This is a genomic window from Geomonas limicola (assembly GCF_014193675.1).
Classification (GTDB): Bacteria; Desulfobacterota; Desulfuromonadia; order Geobacterales; family Geobacteraceae; genus Geomonas; species Geomonas limicola.
Window position 1 is genome coordinate 48,567 of sequence record NZ_BLXZ01000010.1, and the last position, 19,780, is coordinate 68,346.

The window sequence follows — 19,780 nt, forward strand, 5'->3', positions numbered from 1 at the left end:
TCTCAGGCAGAGAGCGTGGCGCGGTATTGCGGCAGGTATGAGAAGCCTGCTCCTCCTGGTGGCCCTGGCAGCCTTTTCGAGTACCGGTAGCGCAGGGGCCGATTCGGGGACGGGACAGATATCCATCGTCTCCCCGCCGGACCGGTCGGTGCTGGAAACCCCGCTGGCAAGCCTGGTGGTGCGTCTGCAGTCCGGGTCCGTCGATGAACTCCAGCTCTTCGTCAACAAACGGAGGGTTTCCCTGCCCAAAAGGGATTACAGCCACTACACCGTCTGCTTTGATGGGCTCGGGCTTATGAGCGGTGCCAACGAGATCAAGGTAGTCGGCATGAAGGGTGGGAAGAAGGTGGAGGAACTGAAGTCCCGAGTCTTTTACCGCTCGGACTTGTTCGCCGATGCGTCCAGCGCCCCCGACGGGTTCACGCGGTATCAGTACCACGGTTATCAAACCGAGAAGGTGTGCATGCCGTGCCACCAGCTGGATTTTACTGCTGCCTCCGAAGGAGAGACCCCTGCGGCCAGTTCTCCCTGTTACCAGTGTCACAAGAAAATGCTCAGCACCTATGCGAACGTGCATGGGCCGGCTGCGGTGTGGGCTTGCCTGTCTTGCCATAACAAGAAGGGGACTCCGAAGCTCGTTGCGGTGAAACCGGACAGCAAATCCTGTTTCGGCTGCCACGAGGATATATGGTCCCCCATGAAGTACGGTCACGGGCCGACGGCGGCGGGGAGCTGTGCCACCTGTCACGACCCCCATGCCTCCAACTATCGCTACTTCCTGCGCACCTCGGCGGGCGACCTGTGCCTTGGCTGCCACGAAGAGATTGCCACCAAGCCGCACGTCATCGTCGGGTTCTCGAATGCCGGACACCCGGTACGCAGGACCCCTGATCCGTACCACCCGGGTCGGGAGTTCACCTGCGTATCCTGCCACAACCCCCATGCGGGCAGTTCTCCGGTATTTTTGCAGAACTACGACGGCGTAGCTCCGGCAAGCGATTTTTGCAAGAAATGTCACGGCATGTGATGACGGCAGTATTCCTCGATCTGGTGCGAGCCGAGGAATAGCTGCCGCGCACAGTGACACAACGACACAACACAGGAACCCCGCGGCACGGTTACCCTGTGTGCTTTACGATGATTCGCCCTAGCTGGTTTTAACAACCTGGTAGCCTTACTGTGAGTTTTGGGGTATGTTGTGGGGCGGTTTTCAGACTGATCCCTATGAGTTTTGGAAGGTAAGATAGAGCAGCATTCCTGCTGCTTTGTCCATTAACCTTGTGCGAGGCCGAAGGTGACTACTGGCGGGTGCAAGCAAACGGTCAGCGTGATCGTACCGTGCTACAACGAACGTGAAACGATCGACGAGTTCTACCGGAGAATGACCGGAGTCGCCGACCGGGCCGGATCTTACGATTTCGAGATCATCTTCGTAAACGACGGCAGTGGGGACGATACCGCCCTTCGGTTGAACGAACTGTCCGACCGTGACCGGCGCGTGAAGGTTGTGCACCTGGCCCGCAACATGGGGCACCAGATCGCTATTACTGCGGGGATGGACTTCGCCGATGGCGATTTGATCGTCATCATCGACGCCGACCTGCAGGACCCCCCCGAAGAGATCCCCGGAATGCTGGCAAAGCTCGAGGAAGGTTTCGACCTGGTCCACGCCCAAAGGAAGCGGCGCGACGGGGAAAGCGGGTTCAAGCTCGCCACTGCCTGGCTGTTCTACAAGCTGATGCGACGGTTCTCGAGTCGGGACATCGTCGACAACTGCGGCGATTTCCGGGCCTTTAACCACAAGGTGCTCAAGGTTGTCCGCAAGTTCAGGGAACGCCACCGCTTCATGCGTGGCATCTTTGCCAGCATCGGCTTCAGGCAGTGCATCATCCAGTACGATCGTGACCGGCGCTATGCCGGCGAGACCAAGTATCCGTTTCGAAAGATGCTGGGCCTTGCCATCAATGCCATCCTCAGTTTCTCCTCAAGTCCTATCAGGTTCATCACCTGGGCCTCCTTCGCACTCTGGGGCATCAGTCTCATCTATCTCATCAAGGCGCTGCTCGATCACTTCGTGTTCAAAGTGACCGTTCCCGGCTGGACTTCCATCATCATCCTGATGACCTTCTACAACGGGATCATCCTCTTCAGTATCGGCATCATCGGTTCGTACGTCGGCAGATCGTTCGAGCAGGCGCAGGGGAGGCCGCTTTACTGGATCGGCGACACCAGGAACATCGACCGGGGTGAGACCGAATGATTTCCCGCGCTTCATTTTCAATCCGGTCCCGTTCCGCCGTCGCCCTCATCCTGGTGGCTGTCGTCTGTGTCGCCTACGGAAACACGCTGGTCAACGGGTTCGTCTACGACGACGAGTTCCAGGTGCTTAAGAACCCGTGGATCAGGGACATCCGCCATCTTCCCGCCATTTTCTCGAGCGAGGTCTGGGGGTTCAAGGGGACCTCAATCTCCAACTATTACCGGCCGCTCCTGCACGTGGTCTATATGGCCGGCTATCACCTGTTTGGCCTGAAAGCATGGGGATTCCATGCCATAAACCTTCTGCTCCATGTAGTGGCCACCATTCTCGTCTATCTGCTTGCCGAGGCCTTGCTGTCCAAGGAGCATTCCCGGCCGTTTTGGGGGCTAGCGCTCTCGTCTGCGCTCGTCTTCGCAGTGCACCCCATTCACACCGAAGTGGTGGCACCGGTCATGAGTGTGACCGACCTGCTCTTGACCGTCTTCTACATCTCCGCGATCTACTTGCATCTGCGTTTTGTGCAGCGGGACTGGTATTTCAACCTGCTGCCGGCGGTATTGTTCGGCCTGGCGCTCCTTTCCAAGGAAATCGGGATAACCTTGCCGCTTGTTTTGCTGGCCTCCGATTACTTCCTTGTCAAGGAACGCGCTCCGCTTCTCAAACTGGCGGTGCGCTATGCACCCTATCTGGTTGTTTCACTCCTCTACCTGGCAGTCCGGGGAAGTGTGCTGGGGGCTTTCGCACCCATCAACCGACACCCCGACCTCTCCGGGTTCCAGTTGATCCTCAACGTGTTCCCGCTTGCCGTAGAATACGGTTTCAAACTGCTGGTGCCGGTGGAACTGAACGCCATGTACGAGTTCCACCCGGTGCTGTCCTTCGCCGAACCCCGCGCCTTTCTCTCCGTACTTGCGGTCCTGGCCGTAGCGGCGCTGTGCCTGACCGTAGCCCAGAGATCCAAAACGGCCGCATTCGGGCTGGTGCTGACCGTGGTTCCGCTGCTCCCGGCCTTTTACATCCGTGCCATTCCTTACCCGTTTGCGGAGCGCTACCTCTACCTGCCGTCGGTGGGTGCCGTCCTTTTCCTAGCTGGTCTCGTGGCCGGGTATGTCCGGAATCCGAAGCATCTCCGTGGACTCGCGGGCGTCCTTGGCGTCGTGCTTTGCTGGTACCTTGCGGCAACGGTTCAGCGTAACGTCGTCTGGAAGGACAACTACACCCTGTGGTCTGACACCGTGACGAAATCTCCCGGTAATGCCGTGGTGCACAACAACCTGGGGGAAGCTCTGAAGTTGATGGGGAGGTTGCCGGAAGCGATCGTAGAGCTAAAGAAAGCGACGCAATTGGATCCGCACACCGAGTACTTCCGGCACCTGGGGAATGCCTACTACGAAGCCGGAGACCGGCGCGAAGCGATCAGGCAGTACGAAAAAGCCGTGAGCCTCGAGCCGCGCAACCCGATGGCTCGCAACGATCTTGGTTCCCTATATGGGGAGATGGGGGACTTCGGCCAGTCGATAGTGCACCTGGAAGCTGCGGTAGGTCTCGATCCTCTTCAGCCTGACAGCCACTTCAACCTCGGGATGGCTTACCGTGACACCGGCAGGTTAGACCGGGCTGTAGAACAGTTCGAGGCCGCAGTGCGGCTCAACCCGAACGAGCCTGCCTTTCGGTCCGCCCTGTCCGAAGCGTACCGCTTGAAGGAAAGGAGTAAATAATTGACCGGAAGGGCAATCAACCCACGCATCAAGAGCCTTGTCGTCATAACCCTTCTGGTCAAGGTCGCGATACTTGTCCTGATCGGTGCGAGCTGGTATCTCGTACCCTTTTCCTTCGCGGGTCACGACGCAAATTTCGTCTATCCGATCGGGGAACCTGCCTGGCTCGCCTCGGCCTTTAAAACCTGGGACGCCAATCACTACCTCTATGTTGCCGACAACTGGTACTCGCCGTTTCACATAGGCAACGCCTTTTACCCGTTGTTCCCCTTGCTGATCCGGATGGCGGGCTACCTCACCTTCGGCCATACCTTGGTGGGGGCTTTTGTCCTTTCGACGCTGTTTGCCGTGCTCTCTGTGGTCTACCTGTTCCTACTGATAGCAAAGACGTACGACGAGGAGGTGGCCTACCGGTCGTCCCTGATCCTGCTCGCCTTCCCGACCAGCTTTTATATCGGTCTCGTCTACACGGAATCGGTGTTCCTGTTGCTGGCGATCATGCTCCTTTACTACCTCAGAGAAAACAGGATGATGCCGGCCATCGCCTGCTCGTTCCTGCTGCCGTTGACCCGCCCCACGGGAATACTGGTTATCGTGCCGGTGCTCGTTGCACTCCTTTTGGAACTGCGCACCAAAAGGAGCTTCGACCCGAAGAAAACTCTCCTGCCGCTGGCTTTTGTTGCGGGGTATGGCAGCTATCTGCTGGTGATGAAACTCGCCACCGGTGACCCGTTTGCCGGCTTCGACGCCCAGAAGGTGTTCCAGGCAAGCAATTCGCTCCTCAACCTTCTGCACCCGGTGGATTGGTTTCTCAACAATTTCATTTACACCGATTTTACCCTGAACGGCTTTACCACGAGCATCATGAACCGGGTGTTCTTTGTGGTCTACGCCGTTATCGCGGTACTGTCATACAGAAAACTCGACACTACCCTGTTTGCCTACCTGCTGATTACCGGTATGATCCCGGCCCTGACCGGCAGCCTGACTTCGTACATGCGCTATCTGGTCATTGTGTTCCCCATGTTCGTCTTACTGGCGATGAAACTGAAGGGGAGATCGGTGCTGTTCTATCTGGTACCGTGCTCCATTCTTCAGGTTGTGCTTGTTTTGCTGCACGCCTCGAATCGATGGGTGGCGTAGCACTCGGGACGGTGGCCTGACTCTATTTTGTGGGAGAAGCAGACTCGTGACGATTGGTGATACCATTAGAGACATTATTGCAGACAAGTCCGACTATTTCGCCAAGTTCATAAAGTTTGGAATAGTTGGTTTCTCAGGAGTAGCAGTTGATTTCAGTATTACTTATCTCTTAAAAGAGAAGGCAAACTGTCAAAAGTATTTGGCTAATACAGTGGGTTTTGTCGTTGCTGCCAGCTATAACTATCTGCTGAACAGGATATGGACTTTCAATAGCCACAATCAGTACGTACTGACAGAGTACATGTCTTTTATGGTTGTGTCTATGGTTGGGCTTTCCATTAATACCGTCACCTTATGGTTGTTAGTCCGTAAGGACAAAAACTTCTACCTTGCCAAGCTGTTCGCGATTGCTGTAACAATGGCATGGAACTTTACCGCCAACCTTCTGTTTACGTTTCGAGGCTGACTTTTTTTGTTTGCTTTTATGGTGCGCCAATACCAAATATCTAATTGTCATGGATGGGGCAGAGTATGATCATGAGCAGGATACCTTCACGCGTAGTCGCACAAGTTACCTTCATAGTCTGCATCGTTGTCGCTGCCTATTTCAATACGTTCAAGGCTCCCTTTCTTTTTGATGACACCGTCAACATCGTTACAAACCCGGTAGTTAAAAGCCTTGGGAATTTTACAAGCTTATCCCGGCTGATCGATGCATCAACCTACGCTACGAACATGAAGTATGCCACGGTCGTTAGGCCGGTGACCTTCTTCACGTTCGCCTTGAACTACGCTGTGGGTAGCCTCGACGTCGTGGGATACCATCTCACGAACTTGGGGATTCATCTGGTCAGTTCCCTTCTGGTCTTCGTCCTGATGCGGTCCCTAATGGCTACGCCTGTCTTTGCCGGGCAGGGGAGCGCCGACGAGAGTCTGCTCAAGGCATGGGCTCCTTTTTTCACTGCCGCTCTTTTTGCCTGTCATCCCTTGCAGACCATGGCGGTTACCTATCTGACTCAGCGCTTTGCCTCGCTTGCTGCGCTTTTCTATCTGGGGGCTGTTTGCTTCCATGTCTATTGGCACCTTAAAGAACGGCCACTGCATCTGCGCATGGGAGCTTTGGCCTTTTCTTTACTAGCCATGCTTAATAAAGAGCTTTCGGCAACTCTGCCGGTGGTACTCTTGGTCGTTGAGATGGCTTTCTTCGGTTCTACCTGGCGTGATGCTCTTCGTCGTGTCTGGCCGTTCTTCTTGACGGTTGCAGTCATCCCGCTTTTGATGTTCTACGTAAGCCACCATATCGGTACGGGGTCTGTCAACGCTGTTGTTGCACGGGGGCAAAACGTCTATAACCCGCTTGAGTATTTCTTTACTCAAACGACGGTTATCGTAATGTACCTGAAGCTTCTAGTCTGGCCGACGAACCTGAATTTCGACTACGACTATCCACTGTTCCGCTCTCTACTCGAGCCCAAGGTCATGCTGTCCACCCTGTTCCTGCTGGTCTATTTGGCGGGTTCGCTGGTTATCCTCCTTAGTGGGCGCAAACGTTTGAACGGCTCCCGGTTGTTGATCGGGTTCGGTCTGCTGTGGTTTTTGATCACGCTGTCCGTCGAATCGAGCTTCGTTCCTCTGGCAGACCTTGTGGACGAGTATCGATGCTATCTCCCCTCTGTCGGATTCTCCATGGCTGTCGTTGTTGCGCTCCTGAGCATGGTCGAGCACAGGTCGTTGTTAATTCAGCGCGCGACAACTGCCGTCCTTGGGATAGTCACCGTGCTCTTGGCGATTGGAACCTATACCCGCAACGAGGTATATCGAGATGATGTCACCCTCTGGGCTGACACTGTCAGCAAGAGCCCGCTCAAGCCACGTCCACGTACCAATCTCAGTGTCGCCTATGGCAAGGCTGGTAAGGAGGAAGAGTCCATTATCGAATACCAGGCTGCCGCCATGCTCAATCCTGAATTTCGCAAGGCACATGGTCGGGTAGGGGTGAAACAGGAAGAGTTCGAACAGATGATGCAAAACGTGGCTGCCAGGTTTGTACAACAGCACCTCAAAAATGGCCTCGATGCACTCAACGCGGGGGACTTTTCCAAGGCGGAAACTGAATTCCGCGCAGCGTTAAAACTTGACCCGACCTGCGCCGATGCACATAGTGACCTCGGCCTGATCTTGCTGAAGCATAACGACTTGGAAGGGGCCATTCGTGAAAACCGGGAGGCCATCCGTCTCGCTCCGAAAAGGTCAGATCTTTTGCGAAATCTTGGCATCACGCTGGCTCAGGCTGGCCAGTCCGCTGAGGCCGTCAAGGTATTCAAAGAGGCTTTAGCGATAGACCCAGCTGATCCTGTTTCCACCAGCATGATGAACCAGCTTTCAAAGGTGCGCTGACACAGCGAACCTTTACCTGCGGAGCGATTTACCCGGTTTGCCCTTGCCTGGTTGTTTCGGCTGTCGTGGTCGGTGCAGAGCCCATTCTTTGGCATCGTCCGGTAGGTTGTTAAGGAGAGTTGGACATGTGGGTACTTTTGATGGTTGCTTGGCTAACTGCCGCAGTCGTTGAGCCTGCTCAGGCAGTCACGTCCGGGGATGCCGTTTTCCAGGCGGTAGCCGCGAGTACACGTCTGGTGACGAGCGATATTGCGGAAGGTAAGCTTTGGTCTGAGGCCACTGCCAAGCTTGCGGCAGCCTGTGCCCTGGCAAGCAAGGACGCTACCGGGGCCAATTTTCAGAGGCTCAATGAAGCAGAAAAGGAAGTTGATAAAGTCGTTGAGTCGGCGGTTAGGGGAAATACCCAGTTGTTGCTGGAAATAGAGTCATCGATGCAGATGCTGGAAAAAGACCCTGTGCAAGACTGCACCTACACCTATATCAGATCCTCGATTGGAGCCGCAAAATATAAAAAAGGGCAGATTGCTCCGTGACTTTTCGAAAGCTTGGCAGCGGATGTTGTACTTCATCATGTAGTTACTTGTGAGGGGGAGAAAAATGGAAAAAATAAATCGCAACGATAAGTGTCCCTGTGGAAGCGGTAAAAAATACAAGTCATGCTGCTTGCCGCAACTCGAGGCCCAGAGGTTTGCCGCGCTCTCCCATCTCCGGGAAACCTGTGGCATCCCCCACGGTGAGCCGGTCTCGACGGCAAAGGCTATCTTTATTGCCGTCGAATGCCAGAAGTCGGGCCAGTTGCAGCGTGCCGAAACGGTTTACGAGAACGTGCTCAAGCTTGAGCCCGAAAACCAGGATGTCCTTTTTGCCATGGCGCTCATCGCCCAGTCGAAGGACGACAAAGACGCGGCGGTGAATTTCCTGGTGAGATGTCTGAATGCTGATCCCGGCAACTACAACTACTGCATACGGATCGGATCCATCTACAACTCTTTGGGTATGCCGGAAAAGGCGCAGGAATGCTTCCAAAGCATCAAGGCTCTCATTGCCAACACTCCGCAGGATCAGTTCAACCTGGGGAACCTCTTCAACAACCTGGGAGAGCTTGACGAAGCCATAGTCTGCTATGAACAGGCATTGCGGGCGAAACCTGATTTTGGAGAGGCGCATTTCAACCTGGGGACGGTGCACCTGAAAAAGAACGAGTTAGCAAAGGCGGTGGAGTGCCTTCAGACGGCACTTAAGGTGAATCCCAGCTACTCGAAAGCCCATAACAACCTGGGGTATACCCTGAGTAAAATGGGTGACCTTGATGGTGCTATCGACCATTATAAGAAAGCCCTCTCTATCAGCCCCGATTTTGCCCAGGCGCATTACAATCTGGGGAATGCTCTGAAAGAGCAGGGCCTGACCGACGAAGCTATGGCCTGCTTCGAAAAAACACGTGAGTTACAGCCGACAATGCCCGAACTGGCAGAAATCTTCAAATAAGCGGCAAAGGTCGCCGCAACAGGTTACCGCAAGCAGTTAGCTGCTGCGTAAGTTCTTGTGCGTTAAATTGAAGTCGTTAATGGTTCCTTTTTAGCTGCAGGGATGCAGCGTGCAGGTCTGTAGTCCCTTCGTCCCGCCCGATCTGAGTCCGGGCGGGACGAGGCCCTTTCCAGTTGTCCAAGTTATCCTGGATCCGCTTGGCTCTTATCGGAAAAACCAAGCGGATCCCTGTCGGATATCCACCTTCGCACTTTTCCTCCTTAGGGCCGTAACGTTTTGATTATATGTAAAATGTCTGGTCCCGGATCTCTCTCGGGCTCGCGTACCCTCTTCTTGGCAATCACCTGCTCCCTTTTTGCGGATCTTCTCTAGGACCACGTTCAGGAAAGTGTTGTAGAGTATACGTTGCAGATAATTAAAATACTTGCAAGTTAAGTGTGAGAGGATTATAAATCTGCAATGTTTTGTGCTTTTTATGTTATGCGAGCCGGTCGGACTCGGTGTTGAGTAAGGGGTGTACAAGATGACAACGCCTTTTTTAAGGGGATGCTGCGGGCTTATTCTTTTGGCGGTGGCGCTCTTTTTATTTCTTCCAGAGGAAGGTACTAATGCTGTGTGGGAAGCCTACAGAAGGTTCAGGCATGACCCCGCACAGGTTGCCTTTGATACTGCACGCAAGAATCTTCTGCACCCGGAAAGCGCACGGCTTTTGAGTTTTGAAAAGATCGTGAAGGATGAAAGCTATAGCAAGTGTGATACGTATTTGTTAAGGTATGCCATCAGAAATTCCTATGGCGAGTACGGTATCGAAGAGAAATTCGTCAAAAGGGATGGCAGGACCGATGTACAGTACTATGCGGAAAGGCAGTTGCTGAAAAATAGGTATGTGAAGGTTAAAAACCCGGTTCAGTGACGGTCCCCTGAAAAGGTCCCCGTTCACGGATCTTGGGTGCGCCGGCATGATTCAGGAATGGAAACTGCCACCTTTCATAAACCCCGCGATTCTGCAGCAGAACTTCCAAAACGTAAACTGCGGGTGATCCGCCAGCCGGAAATCTTCTAGAAACCCCATAAGGTGAACGACCATGACAACTGATGACCAAGCTCAAGAGACCTTCCCGATCCCGACAGTGCCCGATGAGTTCTTCGATGAATTTACCGTTTTACTGAAGCAACTGGAGACGGTAAATGAACGGGCCACGTTGAAGCTGCGGAAGATCTACAGTTTTCTCGACAAGTTCTCTGACTTTGTCTCGACCTTTACGGTATGTGGTAAAGGTTGTTCCCATTGCTGCAAGATAGGCGTAGGGATAACCGATCTGGAAGCAAAAATGATCGAGGAGACCACCGGCAGGGTAAGAAAACAGCCCAAAACTGGTGCCGCGCACGCCGACCCCACACCGTGCCCCTTTCTGGACGCTTCGGGAGCCTGTACCATCTATTCCTGCCGTCCCTTCAACTGCCGGACCTTGTACACGCTGGATGACCCGGAGTTCTGCAGAACAGGCGAACCCCATTTCATCTATGGCAGCAGCGACGGCCAATACTCGGTTTATTTCTATGCCAAGCTGAATGAAGTTCTGGTGCGGCTCAACGGGCGCAAGCCGGTATACGATATTAGAGATCTGTTCGGTTGAAGCTTGGGGAACTGAGCAGGTTGACCCTGGAGGGGAAACAGAATAGAAGGTCTCGGCAATGCGATTATGCCGAGACCTTTTGCTTTTGAGGGGGGAGATATTCTGCGGGTGCTACTGGATGTTGAGCAGTTCTACCTCGAAGATGAGGGTCGCATTGGGGGGGATGTCCCGTCCTGCGCCACGGCTGCCGTAGGCTAGATCGGGGGGGCAGACGAGTTTCGCCTTGCCGCCGACCTTCATCATCTGGACTCCCTCGGTCCAGCAGGGGATGACACCGTAAAGCGGGAACCGGGGGATTATCTTGCTCTCGTAGGAGCTATCGAACACTTTCCCATTGGTCAAGGTGCCGCGATAGTTGACCCCGACGACGCTGGAGGCCTTGGGCGAATCGCCGCTTCCCTCCTTGATGGGGATGTACACCATGCCGGAGGGTGTCTGCACCGCTCCCTTTTCTTTGGCTGCTTTCTGAAGAGTGTCATCTCCCGCAGCGAAAACCGGGACCGCGAGAGTCAGGGCAATAGCACCGACGATAAGTTTCTTCATATCTGCTCCTTGGTGGCTGAATTTAGGGCTACTGGACGCGGCATCCTATCATCGTAATTTGTACTCCGTCAATTGCGATATTTAAGCCTCCACCTGCAGGTACCCCGGCCGAGCACGCTGAACGGGTCTCCTCGCTCCATACCAAGATCGCCTTCTGCTCCCGGCCCTTTTTCTTGCCTAATCAGGCCACTTTCTTCACGCAAATGCTGCTTCAGGAACGCGCGTCGTTACCCTTGTGTCTCGCGCTGCGGCCGCCCTCCCGACAAGACGGTCCAACCCGGCTCTGGGATCCGCCTGGACTGCTTCCCCCACACTGTCGGATGAACCAAAAACAGAAGGGCTCACGTTGTTGCGCGTGAGCCCTTCTGTTACTGCCGGTTCCTTTTGGTGCGCCTCAACGGCAGGTTACGGCCCGATGAGGGCAAATGACGGGCTGATGGTGTGATCACCCGATACCGAGCTGAAGGTATAGGTGGTTACCGGGCCAATGAAGACACCGTCCACTGCGACGTTCAGTACCTTGTATCCGTCGGCCGGGGTGATGGTGTAGGTGATAGTGTCTCCCGCGGTTACCATGGTGGTACCCAGCGGGTCGATGCTGCCGTTTGCTTCGCTGGTTGAGACGATGGTGTACACGTCCAGGGTAAAGGTGACGCTGATGGTGTGGCTCGTCCCGGAAATCCTGGCGAAGGTGTAGCTGGTCAGCGCCCCCTTGGACACGCCGTCCACCACTACGTCGGCTACCCGGTACCCGGCTGCCGGGGTCATGGTGTAGGTCAGGCTGCTGCCGGTGTAGGCGGTGCTTATCCCTTCCGGAGTGATGGTGCCGTTCGGGCCGGCGGTTGCGGTGACGGTTACCGCCGGGTTCGGAGCAAACTGCGACTCGATGGTGTGGTCAGTGGTTATGTTGCTGAAGGTATAGCTGCTGACCGGACCGACAGACTGACCGTCCACCAGGACGTCGAGGATGTGGTATCCGGCGCTCGGTGTGATGGAGACGTACTGGCTCGAACCGTAGGTCGGGAATACGGGGTTGGCCGGCGACATGCTCCCGTTGGCGCCGACGATGGGGGTGATGGTGTAGGTGATCAGCCTGAAGGTAGCACTCAGGGTGTGATCGGCCGTAACGTTGGTGAAGGACGTGGTGTACGGGGCGCTGGGGTTCTTGGCCAGCTGCTTGCCGTTGTCGCCTACCGACACGATCATGTAGCCGGTATTCGGGGTCACGGTGTATACCGGGCTGTCGCCTCCCTTGGCGACGCTCACATCCGCCGACGGGGAAATGCTGCCGCCAGCCCCGGCGCTGGTCCTGATGATGTAGGCGTCGAGCATGAAGGTCACGTTGATGGTGTGGTTGGTGGCCGAGATGTTGCTCATGGTGAAGCTGGTAGCAGGTCCTTTGGATACGCCGTCCACCACGATGTCGGCCACGCGGTAGGCGGGATCGGCGGTCATGGTGAAGGTGAGGCTCTTGCCTGCCAGGATCGAGGTGGCACCGGCCGGGCTGATGCTGCCATTGGGGCCGGCAGTGGCGGTGACGGTAACAGTCGGGTTCTCGGCGAAGACGGACGCGATTGTGTGATCCGCCAGAACGCTGGTGAAGGTGTAGCTCGCTACCGCCCCGACCGAGACGCCGTCGACCAACACGTCGGAGATGTGGTAACCAGGGCTGGCCGTGATTTTGTAGGTCGGGCTGGTGCCGTAGTTTACATAGGCGACGGAACCCGGGTAGTCGGTGCCGCCAAACCCTGCGGAATACGTGATGGTGAAGGTGATCGGGGTAAAGCTCACGGTAATGGTGTGGTTAGCCGTAATAGAGCTGAAGGTGTAGCTGGTCAGGCTCCCTTTGGACGAACCGTCGACCACGACGTTGGACACCTTGTACCCGATCGTCGGGGTGAAGGTATAGACCAAGGTGCTGCCCGGGGCGATGTTGCTGGTAACCCCCTGCGGGTCGATGGTGCCGTTAGCACCAGCGGATGCGGTGATGCTGTAGACATCCAGCGTGAAGGTCGCGTAGATGGTGTGGTTCACCGACGAGATCTTCGAGAAGGTGTAGCTGTTCAGTGCACCTTTCGAAACACCGTCGACAACCACATCGGCCACGCGGTACCCGGCTGCCGGCGTCATGGTGTAGGTCAGGTTGGTGCCGCTCAAGACGGTGGTGACCCCTGCCGGGCTGATGCTGCCGTTCTCCCCGGCGCTCGCGGTCATGGTGACCGATACGTTGGCCTCGAAGCGCGCCTCGATGGTGTGGGGGGCGGTTATGTTGATGATGGTGTAGTTGGCGACTGCGCCGACCGACACGCCGTCGAGCAGGACGTCGGCGACATGGTAACCGGCGTTCGCAGTGAAGGTGCAGTACTGGTTGGTTCCGTAAGTCGGGAACACGGTGCTGGTGGGGGTCATGGAACCGTTCGCCCCTGCGATGGGAGTGATGGCGTAAGTCGCCTGCCTGAAGGTTGCGCTGAGGACGTGCGCCTTGGTGACGTTCTGGAAGGTGTAAGTATACGGTCCAGCAGGGGGACGGATCAGGAGCGCGCCGTTGTCGCCCACTGAGGCGATGACGTAGCCTACCGCCGGGGTGATGGTGTACAGCGGGCTGTCGGTCCCTGCGAGGACGTTGGTGTTCCCCGCCGGGGTGATGGACCCGTTGGTCGGCGGGGTGACGCTGATGACGAAGTAGTCGACGTTGACGACCAGCGGTGCGAAGGAGGCGCTGATGGTGTGGTTTGCCGTCACGCCGGTGAAGCTGTAGGTCGTAACCTTGCCCACGGAAATGCCGTCAACCTGGACGTCGGAGATCTTGTAACCGGAGCTGGGGGTGATGGTGTAGGTCTGGCCTGCGCCGTTGTTCACGGTGGTGACGCCTGCCGGATCGATGCTCCCGCCCGTGCCTGCGCTGGCGGTGAGGTCGTAGGTGATCGGCGTGAAGGCCGCGACGATGCTGTGCCCAGCCGTGACGCTGCTGAAGGTGTAGCTGGTTACCTTGCCGACCGACTGAGTGTCGACGACGACATCGGCCACCTTGAAGCCGGCGGCAGGGGTGATGGTGTAGGTCTGGCTCGCCCCGGAGACCACGCTGGTGACGCCTGCCGGGGTGATGCTGCCATTGGCACCGGCGGTCGCGATCAGGTCGTAGGTGATCTGGGTGAAGCTTGCGACGATGGTGTGGTTTGCGGTTACTCCGGTGAAGCTGTAAGCGGTCACCGCCCCGACGGACACGCCGTCGACCAGGACGTCTAAGACCTTGTAACCGGCTGCCGGAACGATGCTGTAGGCCTGGTTGCTGCCGTAGTTCACGCTGGCCGGGCCCTGCGGGGTGATGCTGCCGTTCGCCCCGGCACTCGCGTTGATGAGGTACACGATCGGGGTGAAGGTTGCGGCGATGGTGTGGTTTGCGGTGACGTCGTTCAGGGTGTAGCTGGTGACGGCACCGACGGAGCCACCGTCGAGCAGGACATCAGCCACTTTGAACCCGGTAGCGGGGGTGATGACGTAGGGCTGGCTGGCCCCGTAGTTCACGCTGGTCTGCCCTGCCGGTGCGATGCTGCCGTTCGGCCCGGCGCTGGAGCTTACCTGGTACACGATCTGGGTGAAGCTTGCGCTGATGCTGTGGTTCGCGGTGACGTTGTTGAAGCGGTAGCTAGTGACGGCACCAACGGACGAACCGTCGACCAGGACGTCCAGCACCTTATAGCCGGTGGCCGGAGTGATGACATAGGACTGGCCGGTGCCGTAGTCCACGCTGGTAGTGCCGGCCGGTGTGACGCTGCCGTTTGCCCCTGCGCTGGCGTTCAGGTCGAACCGGATCGGGGCGAAGGATGCGGTGATGGTGTGGTTAGCCGAGACGGAGGCGAAGCTGTAGCTGGTGATCTTGCCCATCTGCTGGCCGTCCACCAGGACCTGGGCGATCTGGTAACCGGTCGACGGGGTGATGGTGTAGACCGGGCTGTTCTCTCCGGGGAACAGGACCGTTTCGCTGGAACCACTGATGCTGCCGCCAACGCCGGCAGTGGCGCTGATGATGTAGTAGTCGACGCTCTCGGCGAGCGGAGCAAACGATGCGGTGATGTTGTGGTTCGCGATCACGTTGCTGAAGGTGTAGCTGGTGACGGCGCCGACGGAAGTCCCGTCGACCAGGACGGCGGCTACCTTGTAGCTGTCCAGCGGGGTGGCGCCGTGGTAGGGGGTAATGGTGTAGCTCAGATCCGAGCCGCTGTTGACGGAGGTGACGCCCGCCGGGGTGATGCTGCCGTTGGCCACTGCGCTGGCGGTGACCTGGTACACGATGGGGGTGAAGCTGGCAGCGATCGTGTGGTTGCCGGTGACGTTGTTGAAGCTGTAGTTCGGCACGGCGCCGACCGAAGTCCCGTCCACCAGGACATCGGCGATCTTATAGTTGGGTGCCGCGGTGATGGTATAGGACTGGCTGGTCCCGCTGTTCACGTTGACCGGACCGGCCGGGTCGATGCTGCCGTTGGCGCCTGCGGTGGCGGTCACGACGTACACAATCGGGGTGAAGCTGGCGCTGATGGTATGGTTACCGGTGACATTGCTGAAGCTGTACTCCGGCACGGCCCCGACGGACTTACCGTCCACCATGACGTCGGCGATCTTGAAGTTCGGTGCCGCCGTAATGGTATAGGAGAGGCCGGTGCCGCTGTTCACGTTGCTTGCGCCGGCAGGGGTAATGCTGCCGTTGGTGCCTGCGCTGGCGGTTACGACGTACACGATCGGGGTGAAGCTGGCGCTGATGGTATGGTTGCCGGTGACATTGCTGAAGCTGTACTCCGCCACCGCCCCGACGGACTTACCGTCCACCATGACGTCGGCGATCTTGAAGTTGGGTGCCGCCGTAATGGTATAGGACAGACCGGTGCCGCTGTTCACATTGCTTGCCCCGGCGGGGGTGATGCTGCCATTTGCCCCGGCGCTGGCGGTCACGACGTAGATGATGGGGGTGAAGCTGGCACTGATGGTGTGGTCGGCGGTGACCTCGACGAAACCGTAGCTCGCCTCGGGACCTATGGAACTCCCGTCTACCACGACCTCGGCGATTTTGTAGTTGGGCGCTGCGGTGATGGTAAAGCTCTGACTGCTGCCGCCGTTCACGTTCACGGGGCCGGCCGGGTCGATGTTGCCGTTTGCTCCCGCGCTGGCGGTGATGACGTGCACGATCGGGGTGAAGGTGACGGCGATAGTGTGGTTCGCGGTTACGTTGCTGAAGCTGTAGCTGGTGACGGCCCCGACGGAAACACCGTCCACCTGGACGTCGGCAATCTTATAGTTGGCCGCTGCGGCGATGGTGTAGGTCAGGTTGGTGCCGCTGTTCACGTTGCAGGGGCCTGCCGGGGTGATGCTGCCGTTCGCACCTGCGCTTGCGCTGATGACGTAGATGATCGGGGTGAAGCTTGCGCTGATGGTGTGGTCAGCGGTGACGTTGGTGAAGTTGTAGCTGGAGACTGCGCCGACGGAGCTGCCATCCACCAGGACATTGGCGATCTGGTAGTTCGGTGCGGCAGTGATGGTGTAGGTCAGGCCGGTCCCGCTGTTCACGTTGCTCGGTCCGGCGGGGTCGATGCTGCCGTTGGCACCTGCCGTGGCGTTGATCACATAGACAATCGGAGCGAACGTTGCGGTAATGGTGTGGTTCGCGGTTACGTCGCTGAAGCTGTAGCTGGTCACCGCGCCGATGGAAACACCGTCGACCTGGACGTCGGCAACTTTGTAGTTGGGAGCTGCGGTGATGGTATAGGTCTGACTGCTGCCGCTGTTCACGTTGATCGGGCCGGCATTGTCAATGCTGCCGTTGGACCCGGTAGAAGCGGTAATGACGTAGACGATCGGGGCGAAGCTCGCGGCGATGGTGTGGTCCGTCGTGACGTTTTTGAAGCTGAAGGAAGTCACCGGGCCAACGGAGGTCCCGTCCACCACTACATCGGCCACCTTGAAGTTGGCCGCCGGGGTGATGGTGTAGGTGAGGGCGCTGCCGCTATTGACGTTGCTCGGGCCTGCGGGGCTGATGCTGCCGTTGGTACCGGCGCTGGCCTTAATGACGTAGACGATCGGGCTGAAACTGGCGGTGATGGTGTGGTTGGTGGTGACTTTGGTGAAGCTGTAGCTGGCCAGAGGGCCGACCGAGGTATTGTCAACCAGGAGGTCCTCGATCTTGTAGTTCGGCGCCGCGGTGACGGAGAAGGTCTGGTCGGCGCCGCTGTTGACGTTGGTCGCACCTGCGGGGGTGATGCTGCCGTTGGTCCCGGCGCTGGCGTTGATCACGTAGACGATCGGGGCGAAGCTCGCGGCGATGGTGTGGTTGGCGGTTACGTTGCTAAAGCTGTAGCTTGCGACAGCGCCGACCGAAGACCCGTCGACCAGGACGTCGGCAATCTTGTAGTTCGCTGCAGCGGTGATGGTGAAGGACTGGTCGGCACCGCTGTTGACGTTGGTGGTGCCGACGGGGGTGATGCTGCCGTTGGTCCCGGCGCTGGCGTTGATCACGTAGACGATCGGGGCGAAGCTCGCAGCGATGGTGTGGTTCGCGGTGACGTTATTGAAGCTGTAGCTCGTTACCGCACCGACGGATGCGCCGTCGACCAGGACGTCCGCCACCTGGAACCCGGTAGCCGGGGTGATGGTGTAGTTCTGGCCGTTCCCCTGGTTCACGGTGCTGGTTCCTGCCGGGGTGATGCTGCCGTTTGCCCCAGCCGTGGCGGTGATGCTGTACACGTTCGGGGTAAAGGAGGCGCTGATGGTGTGGTCGGCGCCGACATCGCTGAAGGTGTAGGTGGTGACGGCCCCGACGGAGACGTTGTCAACCAGCACGTCCGCGACCTTGAAGCCGGAGGCGGGGGTTATGGTGTAGGTCTGGCTCGAGCCGATGGCAAGGACCGTTGCCCCCGCGGGTGCTATGTTCCCGTTGGCGTCGGCGCTTGCTGTGATGGTGACGGCGTCGTCCAGTGCGAACGTCGTGGCGATGGTATGTGCCTTTTTCACGTTAGTGAAGGTGAAGGAGGATATGGCACCCATGCTGTTGTCGCCGTCGACCAGGACGTCGGCAATATGGTAACCACTGGCAGGGGTGATGGTGAAGCTGATGTTTTGCCCCCTGTCCACCATCGTGATGCCGGCCGGGGCTATGGTGCCGTGCGGGCCTGCCAAGGCCACGACGGGGTAACTAAGATCAGTGTTGCCGGGTGCTGCCTGGGTCGTTTTCAGCTTCACCAGGTGGTCTCGCGACATCGTCACGATGCAGTCGCTGCCCTGTACGGCATCGCACCCCGACCAGCCGACGAAAGTAGAGTCGGGGGCCGGTGCGGGGGTCAGCCGCACCGAGGTGCCGCTGGGAAAGAATTGCACGCAACCGCCGGAGCAGCTCTGCCCCGGTGCGAAGTTGACCACGTCGGTGTTGTTGCTCAGGGTGACCAGGTGCAGCCGGTACTTGGCCTGTACCAGTTCGGGGTCGAAGACCTCGGCACCAGAGGCGGCCGAGGTGCCGTCCCAACCCCCGGCTACCAGTACTTTGCCGTTGGGGAGCAGGACCGCAGAACTGATGTCGCGCACGGAGGTCATGTTGGCGGTCGGGGTAAAGGCCGCTAGTTCAGGATAGAATACCTCCGCGCTGTTCAGGTACCCAAGGGTGTTGCGACCGCCGGCGATGAGGACCGATCCGTCCGGCATGAGCGTCGAGGTGTGGTCGGCGCGAACCGAGGCCATGGTGCCCACGGTACTGAAGCTCCCGGTCGCCGGGTCGAAGGTCTCGGCGCTGCCGACGATACCGTTTTCGTTGCGTCCTCCTGCGACCAGCAGCCTGCCGTCCTCAAGCAGCGAGGCGGTATGGGCGATGCGGTTGACGTTGAGGCGCCCCGACAGGGAAAACTTGCCGGTGGCCGGGTCGAAGATTTCCGCGTCGCCGGCATAGCTGGCGCCGTTCATGCCGCCTACGAACAGCACTTTGCCGTTTCTCAGCAGGGTTGCGGTGTGGCCGCTGCGGGGGGTGTTCAGGGCGGCTACTTGGGAGATGGAACCTTTTTGCGGATCGTAGATTTCTGCGGTGGCGATGTACTTGTTGTTGTTGGTGCCGCCGGCTATCAACACCTTGCCGTCGGGAAGCAGGGTGGCAGAGTGGCCGACCCGGCCCAGGGTAGGGGCCGCGACCGGGGTGAAGGTGCCGTTGGCGGGATCGTAGACCTCTGCGCTGTTGACTGCGGCCGTTCCGTTTCTACCTCCGGCAATCAACACCTTGCCATTGCCCAGCAGCGTCGCGGTATGCTCCATACGCGCTGCGTTCATTTTCCTACCCGCGGTGACGTTACCCGTCGCCGGGTCGTAGACATCCACCGTATTGAGGCAGTTGGTGTTGTCGTAGCCCCCGGTAATCAGGACCTGACCGCTTGGTAACAGGGTGATGGTGTTACCGTAGCGTGTTGCGGTCACGCTGGGCTGGGCGGCAAAGTTCTTCGCCGTCGCCTCCGGAGCCGGAACGAGGCAGCCTGCCACAATGAGCAGAGCTACCAACCGCATGATGGCGAAGAGCCACCACTCCTTCCTCTTCGAACTTCGAGCGTTACTACTCCATTGATCGTGCATCG

At 57.9% G+C, this 19,780-nt stretch carries 12 protein-coding genes; 10 read left to right on the forward strand and 2 right to left on the reverse strand.

Annotation, left to right across the window (positions count from 1 at the left end):
- The first annotated feature begins 37 nt into the window (after nucleotides 1-37).
- From H7688_RS20150 to H7688_RS20195, 10 genes are all read left to right on the forward strand, one after another.
- Nucleotides 38-1,027: a cytochrome c3 family protein gene (locus H7688_RS20150; protein WP_183363059.1), complete on the forward strand. Its 990-nt coding sequence runs from the start codon at nucleotides 38-40 to the stop codon at nucleotides 1,025-1,027.
- Nucleotides 1,028-1,327: 300 nt separating this feature from the next.
- Nucleotides 1,328-2,260, forward strand: coding sequence for a glycosyltransferase family 2 protein (locus tag H7688_RS20155; protein ID WP_198424515.1), 933 nt, complete (start codon nucleotides 1,328-1,330; stop codon nucleotides 2,258-2,260).
- Nucleotides 2,257-3,978, forward strand: a complete 1,722-nt coding sequence (locus H7688_RS20160; RefSeq protein WP_183363061.1) for a tetratricopeptide repeat protein — start codon at nucleotides 2,257-2,259, stop codon at nucleotides 3,976-3,978. Before H7688_RS20155 ends, H7688_RS20160 begins: the two co-directional genes overlap by 4 nt.
- Nucleotides 3,979-5,121 (forward strand): glycosyltransferase family 39 protein, encoded by a 1,143-nt coding sequence (locus H7688_RS20165; protein WP_183363062.1) that lies wholly within the window; start codon nucleotides 3,979-3,981, stop codon nucleotides 5,119-5,121.
- 46 nt (nucleotides 5,122-5,167) lie between these two features.
- The gene (locus tag H7688_RS20170; RefSeq protein ID WP_198424516.1) at nucleotides 5,168-5,587 is read left to right on the forward strand and encodes a GtrA family protein; all 420 of its coding nucleotides are present in this window, start codon (nucleotides 5,168-5,170) and stop codon (nucleotides 5,585-5,587) included.
- A 65-nt stretch (nucleotides 5,588-5,652) separates the two neighbouring features.
- Complete coding sequence (locus H7688_RS20175) at nucleotides 5,653-7,518, forward strand: tetratricopeptide repeat protein (protein ID WP_183363063.1); 1,866 nt, start codon at nucleotides 5,653-5,655, stop codon at nucleotides 7,516-7,518.
- Nucleotides 7,519-7,643: 125 nt separating this feature from the next.
- Nucleotides 7,644-8,051, forward strand: a complete 408-nt coding sequence (locus H7688_RS20180) for a hypothetical protein (RefSeq protein WP_183363064.1) — start codon at nucleotides 7,644-7,646, stop codon at nucleotides 8,049-8,051.
- A gap of 64 nt (nucleotides 8,052-8,115) precedes the next feature.
- Nucleotides 8,116-9,006 (forward strand): tetratricopeptide repeat protein, encoded by an 891-nt coding sequence (locus H7688_RS20185; RefSeq protein ID WP_183363065.1) that lies wholly within the window; start codon nucleotides 8,116-8,118, stop codon nucleotides 9,004-9,006.
- A gap of 523 nt (nucleotides 9,007-9,529) precedes the next feature.
- Nucleotides 9,530-9,919 carry a hypothetical protein gene (locus H7688_RS20190; RefSeq protein ID WP_183363066.1) on the forward strand — a complete coding sequence of 130 codons (390 nt, stop codon included), beginning with the start codon at nucleotides 9,530-9,532 and terminating at the stop codon, nucleotides 9,917-9,919.
- Between the two features lie 172 nt (nucleotides 9,920-10,091).
- Nucleotides 10,092-10,643 (forward strand): YkgJ family cysteine cluster protein, encoded by a 552-nt coding sequence (locus tag H7688_RS20195; protein ID WP_183363067.1) that lies wholly within the window; start codon nucleotides 10,092-10,094, stop codon nucleotides 10,641-10,643.
- Nucleotides 10,644-10,754: 111 nt separating this feature from the next.
- On the opposite strand, the gene H7688_RS20200 is transcribed toward H7688_RS20195, so the two are convergent.
- Nucleotides 10,755-11,186: an FKBP-type peptidyl-prolyl cis-trans isomerase gene (locus H7688_RS20200; RefSeq protein WP_183363068.1), complete on the reverse strand. Its 432-nt coding sequence runs from the start codon at nucleotides 11,184-11,186 to the stop codon at nucleotides 10,755-10,757.
- A gap of 405 nt (nucleotides 11,187-11,591) precedes the next feature.
- The gene (locus tag H7688_RS20205; protein ID WP_183363069.1) at nucleotides 11,592-19,778 is read right to left on the reverse strand and encodes an InlB B-repeat-containing protein; all 8,187 of its coding nucleotides are present in this window, start codon (nucleotides 19,776-19,778) and stop codon (nucleotides 11,592-11,594) included.
- Nucleotides 19,779-19,780 lie beyond the last annotated feature (2 nt).

Bases quoted from the DNA above. Each gene is read 5' to 3' on its own strand.
- H7688_RS20150 (WP_183363059.1), top strand. From the start codon at position 38: ATGAGAAGCCTGCTCCTCCTGGTGGCCCTGGCAGCCTTTTCGAGTACC.
- H7688_RS20160 (WP_183363061.1), top strand. From the start codon at position 2,257: ATGATTTCCCGCGCTTCATTTTCAATCCGGTCCCGTTCCGCCGTCGCC.
- H7688_RS20175 (WP_183363063.1), top strand. From the start codon at position 5,653: ATGATCATGAGCAGGATACCTTCACGCGTAGTCGCACAAGTTACCTTC.
- H7688_RS20180 (WP_183363064.1), top strand. From the start codon at position 7,644: ATGTGGGTACTTTTGATGGTTGCTTGGCTAACTGCCGCAGTCGTTGAG.
- H7688_RS20185 (WP_183363065.1), top strand. From the start codon at position 8,116: ATGGAAAAAATAAATCGCAACGATAAGTGTCCCTGTGGAAGCGGTAAA.
- H7688_RS20190 (WP_183363066.1), top strand. From the start codon at position 9,530: ATGACAACGCCTTTTTTAAGGGGATGCTGCGGGCTTATTCTTTTGGCG.
- H7688_RS20195 (WP_183363067.1), top strand. From the start codon at position 10,092: ATGACAACTGATGACCAAGCTCAAGAGACCTTCCCGATCCCGACAGTG.
- H7688_RS20200 (WP_183363068.1), bottom strand. From the start codon at position 11,186: ATGAAGAAACTTATCGTCGGTGCTATTGCCCTGACTCTCGCGGTCCCG.
- H7688_RS20205 (WP_183363069.1), bottom strand. From the start codon at position 19,778: ATGCACGATCAATGGAGTAGTAACGCTCGAAGTTCGAAGAGGAAGGAG.